This is a genomic window from Nocardiopsis sp. KDC1DS13DA1 (genome assembly GCF_055632325.1).
In genome coordinates, this window is sequence record NZ_JBVMUY010000040.1 from 93,252 (window position 1) to 107,534 (window position 14,283).

Annotated in this window: 11 protein-coding genes; 1 reads left to right on the forward strand and 10 read right to left on the reverse strand. The window is 75.3% G+C overall.

The window, feature by feature from the left end; all coding sequences use genetic code 11:
* Positions 1-251: 251 nt before the first annotated feature.
* Both ACTVAJ_RS25965 and ACTVAJ_RS25970 read right to left on the reverse strand, forming a co-directional pair.
* Complete coding sequence (locus ACTVAJ_RS25965; RefSeq protein WP_470390890.1) at positions 252-860, reverse strand: DUF4865 family protein; 609 nt, start codon at positions 858-860, stop codon at positions 252-254.
* Between the two features lie 19 nt (positions 861-879).
* Positions 880-1,455 (reverse strand): TetR/AcrR family transcriptional regulator, encoded by a 576-nt coding sequence (locus tag ACTVAJ_RS25970; RefSeq protein ID WP_470390891.1) that lies wholly within the window; start codon positions 1,453-1,455, stop codon positions 880-882.
* 97 nt (positions 1,456-1,552) lie between these two features.
* On the opposite strand from ACTVAJ_RS25970, the gene ACTVAJ_RS25975 reads away from it, so the two are divergent.
* The gene (locus ACTVAJ_RS25975) at positions 1,553-2,158 is read left to right on the forward strand and encodes a suppressor of fused domain protein (RefSeq protein WP_470390892.1); all 606 of its coding nucleotides are present in this window, start codon (positions 1,553-1,555) and stop codon (positions 2,156-2,158) included.
* A 43-nt stretch (positions 2,159-2,201) separates the two neighbouring features.
* Here the strand turns inward: ACTVAJ_RS25975 and ACTVAJ_RS25980 are convergent, their stop codons facing one another.
* The 8 genes from ACTVAJ_RS25980 to ACTVAJ_RS26015 are packed head-to-tail and all read right to left on the reverse strand — an operon-like array spanning position 2,202 to position 14,268.
* Positions 2,202-3,983: a thiopeptide-type bacteriocin biosynthesis protein gene (locus ACTVAJ_RS25980; RefSeq protein WP_470390893.1), complete on the reverse strand. Its 1,782-nt coding sequence runs from the start codon at positions 3,981-3,983 to the stop codon at positions 2,202-2,204.
* Positions 3,980-5,374 carry a nitroreductase family protein gene (locus ACTVAJ_RS25985; protein ID WP_470390894.1) on the reverse strand — a complete coding sequence of 465 codons (1,395 nt, stop codon included), beginning with the start codon at positions 5,372-5,374 and terminating at the stop codon, positions 3,980-3,982. The genes ACTVAJ_RS25980 and ACTVAJ_RS25985 overlap by 4 nt, the downstream gene beginning before the upstream one ends.
* Positions 5,326-7,116, reverse strand: a complete 1,791-nt coding sequence (locus ACTVAJ_RS25990; protein ID WP_470390895.1) for a TOMM precursor leader peptide-binding protein — start codon at positions 7,114-7,116, stop codon at positions 5,326-5,328. The genes ACTVAJ_RS25985 and ACTVAJ_RS25990 overlap by 49 nt, the downstream gene beginning before the upstream one ends.
* Complete coding sequence (locus ACTVAJ_RS25995) at positions 7,107-8,705, reverse strand: hypothetical protein (RefSeq protein ID WP_470390896.1); 1,599 nt, start codon at positions 8,703-8,705, stop codon at positions 7,107-7,109. Before ACTVAJ_RS25995 ends, ACTVAJ_RS25990 begins: the two co-directional genes overlap by 10 nt.
* On the reverse strand, positions 8,698-9,834 hold the full coding sequence (locus ACTVAJ_RS26000) for a hypothetical protein (protein WP_470390897.1): 1,137 nt from the start codon (positions 9,832-9,834) through the stop codon (positions 8,698-8,700). The genes ACTVAJ_RS25995 and ACTVAJ_RS26000 overlap by 8 nt, the downstream gene beginning before the upstream one ends.
* A complete protein-coding gene (locus ACTVAJ_RS26005; protein WP_470390898.1) occupies positions 9,831-12,536 on the reverse strand; it encodes a lantibiotic dehydratase in 2,706 nt (901 codons plus the stop codon). The genes ACTVAJ_RS26000 and ACTVAJ_RS26005 overlap by 4 nt, the downstream gene beginning before the upstream one ends.
* Positions 12,533-13,372, reverse strand: coding sequence for an ABC transporter permease (locus ACTVAJ_RS26010; protein ID WP_470390899.1), 840 nt, complete (start codon positions 13,370-13,372; stop codon positions 12,533-12,535). Before ACTVAJ_RS26010 ends, ACTVAJ_RS26005 begins: the two co-directional genes overlap by 4 nt.
* A complete protein-coding gene (locus ACTVAJ_RS26015; RefSeq protein ID WP_470390900.1) occupies positions 13,369-14,268 on the reverse strand; it encodes an ABC transporter ATP-binding protein in 900 nt (299 codons plus the stop codon). The genes ACTVAJ_RS26010 and ACTVAJ_RS26015 overlap by 4 nt, the downstream gene beginning before the upstream one ends.
* Positions 14,269-14,283 lie beyond the last annotated feature (15 nt).

Consider the following 14,283-nt stretch of genomic DNA (forward strand, 5'->3'; position numbering starts at 1 on the left):
CCGGCCGCGGTGTCTGTACACGCGGATCTACCGACTAGTAACAAGTCAATGTTACTACTCAGTAGCACTGTGCGCCAGTGGGGGAAGGCACATCTGGCGCGCGGGCGAGTGATGTGTGGCGGCGCCGCAGGTCAGGGGCGGCAATCCCGCTGTCGCGGAGGGTGATGGAACCGCTCCCGATCGGGGTCCGGCACGGGGTCGGGGCAACGGTAGCGGCTGGCGTCACCGCCGCCGGGCACCGCCTCCCGGGATCACCAGGCGCGGCCGTCGGGCAGGCGGTCCGGGCGCGGGGCGGACAGGTGGAGGACCTCGTACCGCTCGGTGCCCCCGTCCGGCTCGCTCGGCGCGTCCCGCCACAGGACGAACCGTACGAGGCTCCAGCGCTCGGGGTCGACGGCGAGCGCCGCGGTGTGCACGCCGTCGTGCCCGGCGAGCCCGCGCAGGGCGTCGATCTCCCGGCGGACGGCCTCCGCGGTGCCCAGGCCGTCGGTGCCGGAACCGGCCGGGAGGTCGGTCAGCCGCCGGGTGGCCCACCGGGGGGCCGAGTCGCGCGCGGGGCCGCGCTCGCGGGCCACGCCGGTCCAGTGCCGGACGGCGGGACGGCCGAAGTCGCGGACGATGTTCTGGAACCCGCCCCCGCCGACGACGAACTCGGCCATCGCGCCCACGTCGTTCCACAGGTAGAACGGCGCGTACTGGTTGACGGGGGAGCCGTGCACCCCCCGCTCCCGGATGAGGTAGGCCTTGAGCCCCAGCCCGGCGCGGTCGTCCAGGAGCGGCCCGGCCGCCGCCACGCGGGCGCGGATCGTGTTCATGTCGTGGTCGGCGGGCAGGGTGATCTCGTACTGCTTGGCGTACACGGGGAGATCTCCTCCGGGGTCAGCGGGATCCGGTCGCGGAGCGGTCGGCCAGGAGACCGAGCACACCCGCCACGGCCTGGTGGAACGGTTCGGTGGAGTCCGCCGCGCGAGCCAGGACGTAGCCGCCCTGCACGGCGGCGACCAGCGCGGCGGCGATCAGGTCCGGGTCCGTCGCCGGGTCCAGTTCGCCTCGGTCGCGTCCCTCCGCCACCACCTCCGCCAGGCGGCCGCGCAGCCACCGGAGGGTGTCGTCCACCGGGGCGCGCAGTTCGGCGTCGGCCATCACGTCCGGGTCCTGCGTCAGCCGACCGACCGGACAGCCCCTGAGGACGTCGCGCTCGCGCCGCATGTACGCCGTGATCCGGTCGAGCGCGGTGCCCGGGCCGCGGAGCTGCTCCTCGGCGCGTTCGCGCAGCTCCTCGGCGGTCCGCAGGATGGCGGCCAGCGCCAGCTCCCGTTTGCCCCGGAAGTGGTGGTACATGCTGCCCTGCCCCGCTCCGGCCCGTTCGAGGACGGCCCGCGGGCTGGTGCCGACGTATCCGCGCTCCCACAGGAGTTCCCGGGTGCTCTCGATGAGTCGTTCCGCTGTGTTCACACCCGTACTGTACATACCATGAGGTACAGAATGTTCGCCCTGTCGTGCTCCTATGCTCGGACGTGCACGGACACCTGATGTGGGGAGCCACGACACCATGCTGGAGATGCTGCCCGGGCTCACCCGGATCTACGAGGAGTGGGCGCTGAGGTACCCCGACGTCCAGCCCCTCACCGTCCAGTTCGCCGCGGACGGCCGGGGCGGGGAGGGCCTGGACGGCGTCCTCGCCTACCCCCTGGAGGGGCACTGGCTCCTGGTGGGCTTCGGCCTGACGGAGCTGGGCGAGAAGACCAGTGAGGAGAAGCGGATCTCCGGGGCGGGGTTCGAGTTCACCTGCCGGATCCCCCGCGACCCCGACGACCGCTCCGTCCCCGCCTGGATCCTGCGCGTCCTGCACGCGCTGGCCGAGCGCTTCCTCGCGGGCAGCGACCTGGACGTCGGCCACTGGATCGTCACCCCGTCGCCGCTCGGCGGGGAGCCCGCGAACGGTGACATGACCTCGCTGGTCATCGTCCCCGACACCGAGGTCCGCGCCATGCGGACGGAGAACGGGCTGGTCATGTTCTTCCAGCTCGTGGGTCTGACCGCCGAGGAGGGAGCGCACGCGCAGGAGGCGGGCACGGCCGCCCCGCTCGTCGCCCTCCTGCGCGACCGCGACCCGAGACTGCTCACGGAGCCGGGGCGCGCGTCGGTCCGCCTCTGAACCGACGGGCCGCGGCACCGCCCGGGGCCGCCGGGGCCGTGCGTCAGCGGTCCGGCGCGCCCACGGGCACGAGGGTGAGCGCCACCCGGTCGACGCCGTCCACGTGCAGGAGGGAGTGGACCGCGTCGTCGACGAACCCGGACACCACCAGGCTCCGCAGCCCCAGCGCCGTGGCGCACAGCGTCAGGTTCTGCGCGACGTGCCCGGCCTCCTGGAGGAGGAGGCGCAGGGCGCGCTGCCCGTAGCCGGTGCGCAGCCGCCCCACGTCGCCCACCAGGATCACCAGGGCCCCGACCGTGTCCGCCACCGCCCCGGGGCGTCCGTCCGCCTCCTCCCGGAGGAAGGGGGACAGGCCCGCCAGGCGCTCCGCGTCCCGGGGGCCGTCGGTCCGCAGCAGCGCGTGCTCCTCGGCCAGGTAACGGTACGTGCCGGGTGCCAGACCGTCCACGTGCCGGGCCACCACGTGGACCTCGGTGGCGTAGGCGGCGCCCGGACTGGGGTGGTTGCGGGGGGAGAAGCCGGAGTCGGCGGCCCTCCGCCGGGGGCCGGTGGAGGGTGAGGGGACGGCGGGTGCCGCGGCCGGAGGCCGTCCGTCGAGGACGGCGGGGGACGACGGGCGTCCGAACCCGCCCGCGCGCGCCGTGCTGGTCCCCGCGGCGTGGGCGAGGAGCCGGGAGAGGTCGGCCAGGGCGAGGTAGGAGCCGTAGTCCCCGTGCGCGCTCGACCGGCGGGCCAGGACCTCCCCCAGCTCGGCCGTGAGCGGACCGGGGTCGGGCAGGCCGACCACGGCGGCGTCCATGGCGGGCGGGAGGGGCCGTTGCGCCGGTACCGGCCGGGGCAGGTGCGCGTCGCCGATCGTCTCCGCCCGGTACTTGCTCGCCTCGGCGTACACCCGGTCCGGGGCGGTCAGCTCGGGGGAGAAGTAGTCGCCGGGCGGTTCCCGGCGCGGGTAGGCGAGCGACAGGAGCCAGGCGACCAGGCATTCGTCCTCGATGTCCAGCCCGAGGCGGTTGTGGGTCATGTGCAGTAGGGACCACACGATGCGGGTGAGGTCGTTGGTGAGCTCCATCCCCCGGAGGCGCTCCACGGTCTCCCGCAGCGCCCGGTGCCACAGGTGGTGCGTGGAGTCGCCCTCGGCGGCGACCAGCCGCTCCACCCGGTCGCGCCGTCCCGACCACCGCGACGGCGAGGAGTGGAAGAGCTGTTCGGCCGCCTCCCTGGCCCGGTCGTCGCCGCGGGTGACCTCGGCGGAGTAGTCCCAGCCGTAGTAGTAGCCCCGGGTCTGCCCGACGGCCTCCGCGTCGGAGAACCCGAGCACGCCGAAGGCCAGCGCCGTCAGGTCGGCGGCCACCACCAGCCGCTGGTCCGGCCGGGGCGCGGCGCGCAGCACCGCCAGGCTGATCCTCGTGCTGACGCAGAAGAAGTCCTCGCACACCTCCAGTGCGCCGGGGCCGCCGTAGCGCCCGGTCTCCGGCTCGTAGACCGCGTCGACCACGTCGCCGTCGTCGTGCCAGCGGTCCGGGTCCGCCTGGGGCAGCCGCGCGTAGTAGTCGGAACTCCGCAGCTCGACCGCGTCCCCGGCGGTCTTGCGCGCCGCCGCGCGCATCCGCTCCGCGAACCCCCGGACGGCGTCGGCGTCCGCGTCCAGGAACCGCACCCGCAGGTGCGGCCCGCCGTCCCAGTAGCGCAGGAAGAACCAGGCGCGCGCGAGCCCCGCCGACACCAGCTCCTCCGCGTCGGGGGCCAGGTGGTCGAGCAGGAACGCGTCGATGCGGTCGCGGTCGCGGTGCAGGTGGACGTACACGGCCGACCAGGCGCGCGTCATGGTGTGCTCCCTCCGTTGTCGGGGACCGGTGCGGCGGCGTCGACGGGGACGTCCATGTAGGTGCCGCGTTCGACCCGCACCCACAGCTGGTAGGCGGGGGTCTGGTCGGGTGCCAACCCGAGCGCGGCGGCCCACTCCGCCTCCTCGTAGTTGCGCATGGGGCGTGCGCACAGTCCGGTGGCGGCGGCGCCCAGGCACCCCCACTGGGCGATCCAGCCGAGGAGGGTGTGCAGGACGGACTCCGCGTGCTGTCCGTGCTCGCGGGCCCAGCGCGCGAAGTCCGCGGTCAGGGTGAAGCCGAGGGAGGAGGAGAAGGCGGTGTCGGTGCTCCGGGGGACGTGCCGTCCGGGGTGCCGGACCCCGTCGGAGTCCAGTTCGTGTGCGGTGCGGTCGTCGATCCGGCCGTCCGTCAGCCCCTGCCGGTACAGCCGCAGGGCGTCGGGGCCGGGTGCGGCCGACCGGGCCGCGCCGAGCGCGGCGGTGAGCGCGGCCGTGACCCCGGCGCCGCGTTCGGGCGAGACGTGTTCGCTGGTCACCAGGTTGGCGGTGGAGATCCCGCTGGTGCGGTCGTCCAGCCAGCCGCGCAGGTGCGTTCCCGTCGGGGCGGCCGCCGCCGCGACCCGGGCCACCGACTCGGGGGACAGTTCCGGTCCGTCCCCGCCGCCGCCCGTGTCGAGGGTGATGCTGGCACAGGGGGAGTACCCGGCGGGCAGGGGCACGGCCGCGGGTCCCAGCCGTGTCCGCGGACGCAGACCGGCGCGGGTCAGGGTGAGCCCGAGCGTCGCCGCCAGGTGTCCGCCCTCCAGCAGGGCCAGCGACGGCCGCAGCCGGCCGTACTCGGGCGGGTAGCGCCGGTGGTCCACCGCGACGACCAGGCGGGCGGGGCCGGGGCCCCGGGACAGGACCGCCTCCGGGTCGTCCGGGGCGCGGGCCCCCGCCACCGGCCGGAGCGCGTGCGACCGCGGGTCCACCCGCAGGCAGCCCGACGCGTGCCGGGTCCCGGCGGGCACCACGAACAGGTCGGCGCCGAACAGTCCGCGCGGGGAGGGGTAGGCGCGGTGCACCGGGTAGCGGTCGGCGGCCGACAGCCTGCGCACCCGCACCGCCTCCACGCTCGCGGCGAGCATCCGCTGGACGGGGGACCAGGGACCGCCGAGCGGGGGACCGGCGGCGGCCAGACCGCGCAGCGGTTCCAGCGCGGGGAGCGCGGGCGTCCACTCCCCGGCGCCGTCGGCCGGGCCGACGGACAGGGCCGGGCCGGAGAACAGCGTTTCCGGCTGGGCGACGTCCTTGCCGTGCGACTGCGCGTGGAAGGCCGCCAGCACGGGGCCGAGGCCGCCGGTCACGGGAACGGGTGCGGGACCGGATGGATCGTGCCGGGCCTCTCCCATGGGACTCCTCCCTCGAACAGCGTGTGCGCGCGGGTGAGCCGCTCCAGGGAGCGGGTCCGCCGGTGGGTGTGGCCGAAGGTCATCGGCAGCGCGCCCGGGACGATCACCTTCACCGACCGCACCCCCGCCGCCGCCACGTAGGGCGTGCTGCTCTGGTCCACCACCACGACGTCCAGGCCGAGGGCGTGCATCCGGGCCAGCTGGTCGCGGAGCAGGGCGGTGAGGTCGGCGCCGGAGAACGAGGAGGGCCGACCGGCCCGGAACCCCTCCTCGGACACGGTCCCCGCAGGAGCGTCCAGGAACTCCCAGTGCGGGCACGCCTCCCACAGCCCGTGCATGCCCGTGTGGTCCTCCAGGGTTCGGACCAGGGTGAAGTCGTCGAGCATGGGGCGGCAGCGCTCGACCCCCACCGACGGCCGCATCCGCACCCACTTCGGGTACATGAGCGCGTTGGTGGCGGTCTCCTCGACCGCCGCCATGAGCGCGCGGCGGGGGTCGGGGTGCGTGCCGGTGGCGAGGCTGAGCGCGGGCGCCAGGCCGTCGCGGACGTCCTCCTCCCGGGCGGTCACCGTCGCCAGCGCGGTCGGGACGCCCAGGTCGGAGGTGAGGTCGAGGATGCGCAGGGTCAGGCGGCGCTCCTCCAGCAGGTCCAGCAGGTGGACCAGGTCGGGGTTCCGGCTCACGTCCACCTCCCGCAGCCGGGTGCGCGAGTACCAGGCGAGCAGGAACGCGTCCCGCTCCACCACCTCGAACAGGCCATACAGGACGGCCTCCTCCAGGGACGCCCCCACCGCGCACCCGTTGGAGGACTCGTACAGGAAGCGGGTCCCGCGGGTGTGCCAGTACGCCACGTGTTCGGGCACCAGGACCCGGCGCCGTTCCAGGGTGGACCAGCCCCACACCCAGGTGGTGGGGGTGTCCGGGGTGTAGGGGACCGGGTCGAAGGCGGGGTGGCCGTACCACCCGGGTTCGTGCAGGCCGAGCCGTGCGGGGTCCACGGCGTCGTCGGCGAGCCGGGCGTAGGAGCCGGACACCGTCGCCGCGCCGGAGAGCCGGCGGCCGCCGGTCACGCGTTCCACGCCTTCGAGGAGGGCGGGGACCTCGCTGTCGGAGAAGCGGGTGGACCGGCCGTAGCCGCCCTCGCGCGCGGAGTGCCCGGGGGCCACGGTCTCGCAGGTGACGAGGGACAGCGGTGACTCCTCGTCGCGGTAGACGTGCGCGGCCGGGCCGAACCGGAAGTCGAGCAGCCGCTCGCGCAGGCCGGTCCGGTCCATGGACCGGGTCCGGAGCGCGTCGCCGACGGTCGGCTGGGGGGTGTGCGGGTCGAGCGTCCCCGGCGGGGCCAGACCGGCCCCGTCGGGGAAGCAGGACGCGCAGTGCGGGTGGGGGACGAACCGGTGCCGGGTGACCTCTCCGGTACGGCAGTCCACCGCGACGAGTGCGAGCCGCAGCTCCTCGGGGGCGCCGAGGGCGGCGTCGGCCAGCCGGGCGAAGGTGTCCGACCACAGGACGAACAGGGACGGGTCGGCGTCGGCCAGGTCGGGGTCGACGCCGCCCTCCAGGTCGCGCCGCCACAGCCCGGCGCAGCGGGCGCAGCCCGTGCCTCCGTCGGGCGTCCAGGGACCCAGGACCGCGAGGGCGCCGTTCATCCCGGTGTACAGCACACCCCCGCCGACCCGGGTGGTGTGCGGCGCGGCCATCGTGGCGCCGGTCGGGTGGGGGACGCGCGCGGTCACGACCATCGGGCCACCGCCGCGAACACACCGCGCCGCCGCCACTCCCCGGCGCCGACCGGCTCCTCCACCCGGACCAGCCCGGTCTCCCCGGCCCACCGCGCGAGTGACGCGGTGGCGGCGTCCGTCCGGGCCGCGGAGCGGACCACGGAGCCGTGGTCGGCCTGGACCCCGGCGACGGCGCGGAGCAGGGCCTCCCGCACGCACGCGTCGGGGTCGGCCGCCGCACCGGAGCCGAGGAGGTCGCCCTCCGGGGTCAGCGCCCGGGCGAGCCACAACCCCTCCCAGGTGCGGACCAGGAGCCGGGCCGACACCCCGAAGCGCAGGGTCAGCGCCGCCCACAGCCGACGCGCGGAGGCGGACGGGGCGGGCGGACCGACGTCCTTCCACCCGTCCGCCCCGTCGGCCAGGACCAGGTCTCCGACGGCCGCGCCGACCGCGGCGGTCGGCGTCAGACCGAGTCCGAGCCCGTCGCCGTCGTCCCTGCGCGGGCCGTCCCGCCACGCGGTGGCGTGCAGGCCGCCGAGCAGGGCGTCCACCCTGGCCTGCGCGGTGGTCAGACCGCAGCCGACGAGGTCGGAGCGGTCCACCCGGGCCAGGCCCACGGGGAGCTGGGGAAGGTCGCCGGGGACGGGTGCCCCCACCGGACCGAACACCCGGTCCCACAGGTGCGCGACCGCCTCCAGCTGCTCGGGGGCCTCGGCGGGGGGCGTGCCGTCGGCGTTCACGGGGGCGGGGGGAGCGGTGCGCGCGGGGTCCAGGGCGGGCGGGGCGACGAAGGGGTGCGGTTCGCTGACGAGGTCGTCGGTGGTCACCATGAACTCCGGGTCCGCCGCCGGGGCGGGGCCCGCGGCGGCCCCGTCCGCGCAGCGGGCCACGTGGGCGACCAGCGCCAGGGCCAGCTGGGCGGCGACGAGGGACCGGGTGATCCCCAGCGCGGGCTCCCCCAGCGGGGGCCGGCCCTGTTCCGGGGGCCGGTCGCGGAACCAGGCCTGGACGCGTTCGACCAGTGCGGGACCGGCGGCGGCGTCGCGGGGTCCCGACACCCACACGCCCCCGCCGGCCGCGACCAGGTGCAGGGCCTCCTCGTGCCCGGGGACGAGGAGCCGCGTGGTCAGCAGTGTTCCGCGGTCCGGCCCGGACTCCGTCCGCACGGAGCGAAAGCCCGCGCGCCGCAGCGCGCGCAGGGTCTCCGCCTCCAGACGCGGGCAGGAGGAGCGGACCCGGACCGTGCTCCGGTGCAGGGCGCGCAGCGCCGCGAACGGCCGGCGGGTCATCGCCTCCAGGTGGGCGAAGGCCGGGCGGTCCGACTCGGCGGGCTCGGTCTCCTCCTCCACCTCGCGCAGGAAGCCGTGCTCCTCCAACTGGTCGAGCATGCCCTCCAGGAAGGGCCGCCCCCGGGCGGGGAACCGGGCGGTCAGGGCCCCGCGGTCGAAACCCGCGCGCAGCGTGGGCTCCAGGGCCCGCCACACGGTGTCGGCCTGGGCCCCGCGGACGACGACGGCGGTCGCGCCCATGCTCACGGCGACCCCCTCCTCCGGGAGGGAACGGGCGCGGACGGCGCTCTTGAGACGGGTGGGAACCGTGTGGTCAGGCATCGCCCACCCACGGAAGAGTCGGCCGCAGTTCGGGGTCGCTCTGCTGGTGGTCGACGACCCGGCCCACGGTCTGCTCCCAGGTCTCGCCGACCACCTCCTGCGCCGCCTCGGTGAACAGGTAGGCCAGGGAGTACCGCTGGATCGGCGTCACCCCCATGAGGGGCAGCAGGTCGAAGAAGCAGTTGATCACGAACCGGAACGCCGCGAAACCGTGCCCGTCGCCGAGCCTGGTGAAGTCCAGCTTCCTGAACTCCTGGTGGAAGTCGCTGTAGGAGCGTTCGTCCGACCCGCTCCAGCGCACCCGCGTGTGGTCGCCGAACCGTGCCGCCGCCTCCTGGCGGTCCGGGTGCGGGAACGGCAGGATGTGTCCCCGGCGGGCGAGCGCGACCGCCTCGGGCAGCCAGCGCCCGGTCCATTCGAGCCAGGTCAGCGCGGACGGGTCCGCCGTCGTGCCCCCGTGCACCTCGCGCAGGGCGGCGACCAGCCCCTCGCGCTGGTCCCGGTAGGAGGCGGCGAGCCGTTCCTGCGCCGTGCCCTCCGGGTCGGACCAGTGGAAGTACTCCTTCCAGTGCGAGAGGAACGCCTGGTATCCGGAGCGCAGCCCCCACTCGGGGTAGCGGGTGGCGATCGCTCCCATCCCGGCGAACACGTGCGAGGACACCGCGTTCCCGCCGATCCGGTCGGCCACGCGGGAGAGCCCGTCGGTCAGTACCCGGCCCTTGAGCGCGACCGCCTCGGGGCCGCGCAGGAACGTGTCGACCGGATCGTCCCGCAGCCAGCGGACGGAGTTGTCCGGTTCCAGCGGCGCGTAGGGCGGCGCCACCAGTTCCAAGCGGCCCATCCGCTCGGAGAAGGCCGCGTACCGCTCCGGGTCGAGGGCGCTCCCGGAGGGGTTGCGCTCCAGGAACTCCCGGACGTCGGCCTCGGCGCACCCGGCGGCCTCCGCCACCGGTACGGGGTCGCCGTCCAGGTAGAGCACGCAGTGCGGGCCCAGCCGCCAGTGCAGGTGGAGCCACGCGGAGTCGACGCCCTCCCGGGCCGCGATCCGCAGGGCGGCCGGGACGAGGCACTCGCCCAGGAGCGCGCTCTTGTCGCTGTCGTAGTAGGTCACTCGGAGTCCGACGGTCAAGGGACCAGCCTCGCTTCGCCTGGGGGGTCGGGCATCGGAGGGGACGGGGGCCGGGGGACGGCGGAGAGTTCGAGGAACACCTCGGTGGCGTGGTGGCCGTCCGGCCCCCGCAGACCGCCGTCCTCGGGGCTCGGCAGGAACTCCTCCAGCATCAGGGTCTGTCCCAGGTGGGCCAGCCGCTTGGCCGCGGTGGCCGTGTGCAGCCTGCTCAGGAAGTCGAGGTGCTGGGGCTTGGGCGCCATGGCGCGCTCCAGCGGTCCGAGCCGGGCGCCCTGGAGGGGGCGCGCGAACACCTGGTCGGGGATGCCGCGGGACAGGCGTTCCGTGTTGACCCGGCGGTACAGCGCCTCGGCCGACTCGCCCGGCTCCGCCCGCAGGGAGGAGGCGTCCACGGCCCAGCGGCGGCGGAACAGCACCACGTCGCCGAAGGAGATCCGCGGGGTCCCGCCACCGCCCCCGGGCCGCCGCGCGGAGGGTGGGGCGTCCACCCGCAACGGACGGCCTTCGGCCGCTGCCCTGCCCATGTGGTGCTCGGACCAGCGCTCGTGCAGGTCCAGGGCGAGGTCGCCGAACGAGAAGAACGGCGAGTCCGCCACCATGGCCACGAGCATCTCGTCGTAGGGCAGCGCGTGCGGCACGAGGAACCCCGTGTAGAGGGGGTCGACCTCCTGGCCGGTGGAGGCGAGGACGAGCCGCAGGCCGTTCGGGGTGTGCACCAGCTCCAGGTCGCGGGTGGAGGGGCCGTCGGCGAGGACCGGCTCGTCGCGCAGGGCCAGCTCCCCGTCGGCCAGCAGCGGTGACAGGTTGGCGTTGAACCCCAGGGCGGACCTCATGTGCACGGTGGCCGCGCCCTCCGGGGACAGGCGCCGGACGTGGTCGGCCACGCGGGCGCGGACGTCAGGGGGGAGGTCGGCGAGGAACCGGCTGAAGTAGCGGGCGCGCCCCCCGTACACGTGGTTGAGGACGAGTCCGCCCCGGTCGGGGTGGCCGAACACCGCGAAGGACCTGGTCACCGCGAACTCCCGCTCCGGCAGGAGCCCGGCGATCTCGTCCACGACCTCCGGGTCCACCTCGACGGACCCGGCGTCCTCCCGCGCCAGCGCGGTGAGGTGCTCCACCGCCCGCCGCCGGGCCGCCAGCAGCGCGGCCAGCGCGCCGTCGGCGCCGGTGTCCCCGGCCCCGGTTCCGTCGGACATCAGGCGCTGTGTCAGGGGGAAGGCCGCACGCGCGTGTTCGGCGAACCCGTCCAGGTCGGCGCACCGGCCGCCCCGGCCGTAGCGGGCCGTGAACACGCTCTCCAGGGCGCCCGACAGCACCCGCTGGTCGTCCAGCGCGAACAGCAGCGGCATCAGCCGGTGCAGGTCCGACGACCAGGCGCGGGTCCACGCGCGGGGGACGGGCGCCCCGTGCGACACGAAGCAGTCCTCCACCACCGGCGACGTCGCCGTGCCCGGCTCGCCGAGGGCCGCCGACCAGGACCGCTGGAGGCGGAGGATCCCGCGTGCCCGCTCCGCACCGTCGGCGGCGCCGAACCCGTCGAGCACCTCCCCGGTACTCCGGAGGGCGGCGGCCACCCTGGCCGCGGCCGCCCCGGGCAGCCGCGCCGCCAGGTCGTGCCAGCTCCGGGCGAAGTCGGGGGACTGCTCGGCGGCCGGGGCCCACGGGACCAGGATCCCCTCCCCGACGAGCCGGTCCAGCAGGGCCGCCGCGGCCTCCGGGGGGCGGTCCAGGTCCGCGGCGAGGCCGTCGCGCAGACGGTCGTGCCGGACCGGGACCCGGGCGCGTTCCAGGAGGGAGGCCAGCAGCGGGCCCCACGCACCGGTCATCGGGAGGCGGACCTCCTCCTCGCCGAAGGCCTCCGCGCGCAGCCCGGGTCCCGGCGGCGACCAGCGCTTCCGGCGCAGGACCAGCCGATCGCCCTCACGGCGCGCGCTGCCGGTGAGCACCCATTCCAGGCCCGACCGGGCCTCCGGGTCGGCGGCCAGCACCCGGGCCGCCTGCCGGGGCAGGAGCCGACGCAGGTCGGCCCTGGTCCACAAGTCCAGCGGTTTGCCCTCGTGGTCCGCCGACACCGGGTGTTCCAGGTCGTCGAAGTGGACCCCGGTGTAGAGGGAGTAGGGGCTGACCTTCACCGTCGACCGCGAGAAGTACCGGACCAGCGCCGCCTCCGCCTTGCGCGCCCGCTTGTCCGGCGGTCCGTCCGCCGCGGCGCGCGCCGCCACCGCCCGGTGCAGGTCCGGGCTGGACAGCGCCGTGCTCCGGTCCACGGAGGGGTCGCGCGCCCACGCGGCGAGCACGGCGCGCTCGTCCGCCAGGGCTCCGGGGTGCGCGGCGTCGAGGCGTTGGGCGGCCTCCGCGGTGGCCGCCCAGCTCTGCGCCCACGCGGCCAGGAGCGGTACCCGTTCGAGAAGGGGGCCCTCGGAGAGCCGCCGTGGCGGGCGGTCGTTGAACACGTCGCGCTTGACGGCCAGCGCCTCCCGGCGGTGCCGCTCGGACTCCAGCCCGGGGGCGGCCCGGTGCAGCTCGTCGACCAACCGCCGGCGCAGGCCCTCCCTCCGCCGCTCCTCCTCCGCCAGGGTCAGCAGCAGGGAGCGGTCCGCCGCCACGGCGGGACCGGGCGCGCGCAGCGGCCGGTAGGGGAACAGGTTCACACGGGAGACCAGGTAGGGGCCCTCCACGCAGTCGATACCGGGGAGGCTCACTCCTCGCCTCCGGCGGTCCTGCGCCTCCCCGATCCGAAACCGCGCGGCTCGCGCTCCGAGGCCCACCGGAACCAGCGCAGCGCCACCACGGTGCCCCCCGCCGACCAGGCGAGCAGCAGCCACACCGACGGCCAGTCCCAGACGGGGCCGGACTCGGCGAGCGCGCCCTGGATGAGCACGGTCAGCGGTCGGCCCGGGAGCAGGTCCACGACCGCGCCCACGGTGTCGCCCAGGGGCAGGATGACGAACCCTCCGGCCAGGAACGCGGCGGGAAAGAAGATGCCGTTCACCATGGGGACGGCGGCGTCGGCGTTCGGCGGGAGCAGTGAGGCGGCCGCACCCAGCGGGGCCAGGCACACGAAGCCGAGCAGGAGGGCCGCGAGCAGCTGGGGCAGTCGGGCCGGATCCGGGGTCACACCCATGCCGAGGAGACCGATCAGGGTGACCACCACGAGCACGATCACAGCGGTGAGCAGGGTGTTCACCAGGTAGGCGCCCATCACGGTCGCCGGGCTGACCGGTGTGGTGCGGAAGCGTTTGAACAGGCCGTGGTGGCGGCGGATGGCCAGTCCGATCGCCACGTTGGCGAAGGCGACCGACATGAGGGCGAAGCCGAGGACACCGCCGTAGCTCAGGTTGGCCTGGGTGATCTCGTACTCGCCGACCACGCGCACCGCGTCGGCCTGGGAGCGGAAGGCCAGTCCGAACCCGACGTAGAACATGACCGGCATCAGCACGATGAAGGCCAGGGTGATGGGGGAGCGCCAGAACTCCTTGAGCTCGCTGTCCACATGCAGCAGGAAGCTGCTCGGACGGCGTCGTGTCGCGGTGGTCATTTCCCTCCGCCCTCCAGCATCGCTACGTAGGCGTCGTCCAGGCTGGGCGGGACGATCGTCAGGCCGGTGATCTCGGTGCGCTCCCGCTCGGCCCACTCCTGGACCCGGCGTACCACGGCGTCCTGGTCGTCGGTGTGGATGCGGACGCGGCCGTTGACGAGGCAGGCCCCCTCGGGCAGGCGGTCGTCGACTCCGTCGGGCGCGGCGAACTCCACGACGGTGGACGCCCGCGCGCCGCGGACGAGCTCCTCGGGGGATCCCGAGGCGATGAACTCCCCGTCGCGGATGACGTCCACGCGGTCGGCGAGTTCCTGGACCTCGACCAGGTCGTGCGAGGTGAGGACCACGGTGGTGCCGCTGTCGCGCAGCCCGGAGACGAGGGCGTGGATGCGCCGGCGGGACACGGGGTCCAGACCGGTGGTGGGCTCGTCCAGGAACAGCAGTTCGGGCCGGCCCGTCAGGGCCAGGGCCAGGTCCAGGCGGCGGCGCATGCCGCCGGAGAGTGACTTGACCAGGGCGGTGCGCTTCTCGGTGAGGTCGACCTGTTCGAGGACCTCGTCGACGTCCAGGGGGTCGGGATAGTAGGAGGCGTGGCGGCGCAGGACGTCGCGGACGGACAGCCCCGGCTCCAGCATCGTCTGTTGGAGGACCACGCTGATCCGGCGGCGCAGCCGTGCGAAGTCGCGGCGGTCGCCCGGGTCCAGGCCGAGCACCGACAACCGGCCGGACGTCCGGCCCCGGTGCCCCTCCAGGATCTCGATCAGTGTCGTCTTCCCTGCTCCGTTGGGGCCGAGCAGGGCGGCGATCCGCCCGGTGGGCACCTGGTAGGTGACCCCGTGGAGGACCTGGCCCCTCCCGTAGTCCTTGGTGATGTCGATGGCGTTGATCGCGTGCACGTACGGCCCTCGGTG

Excerpts from the sequence above, each read along its gene's own strand:
- ACTVAJ_RS25975 (WP_470390892.1), top strand. The coding sequence starts at position 1,553 with ATGCTGGAGATGCTGCCCGGGCTCACCCGGATCTACGAGGAGTGGGCG.
- ACTVAJ_RS25990 (WP_470390895.1), bottom strand. The coding sequence starts at position 7,116 with ATGGTCGTGACCGCGCGCGTCCCCCACCCGACCGGCGCCACGATGGCC.
- ACTVAJ_RS25985 (WP_470390894.1), bottom strand. The coding sequence starts at position 5,374 with ATGGGAGAGGCCCGGCACGATCCATCCGGTCCCGCACCCGTTCCCGTG.
- ACTVAJ_RS25980 (WP_470390893.1), bottom strand. The coding sequence starts at position 3,983 with ATGACGCGCGCCTGGTCGGCCGTGTACGTCCACCTGCACCGCGACCGC.
- ACTVAJ_RS26010 (WP_470390899.1), bottom strand. The coding sequence starts at position 13,372 with ATGACCACCGCGACACGACGCCGTCCGAGCAGCTTCCTGCTGCATGTG.
- ACTVAJ_RS25995 (WP_470390896.1), bottom strand. The coding sequence starts at position 8,705 with ATGCCTGACCACACGGTTCCCACCCGTCTCAAGAGCGCCGTCCGCGCC.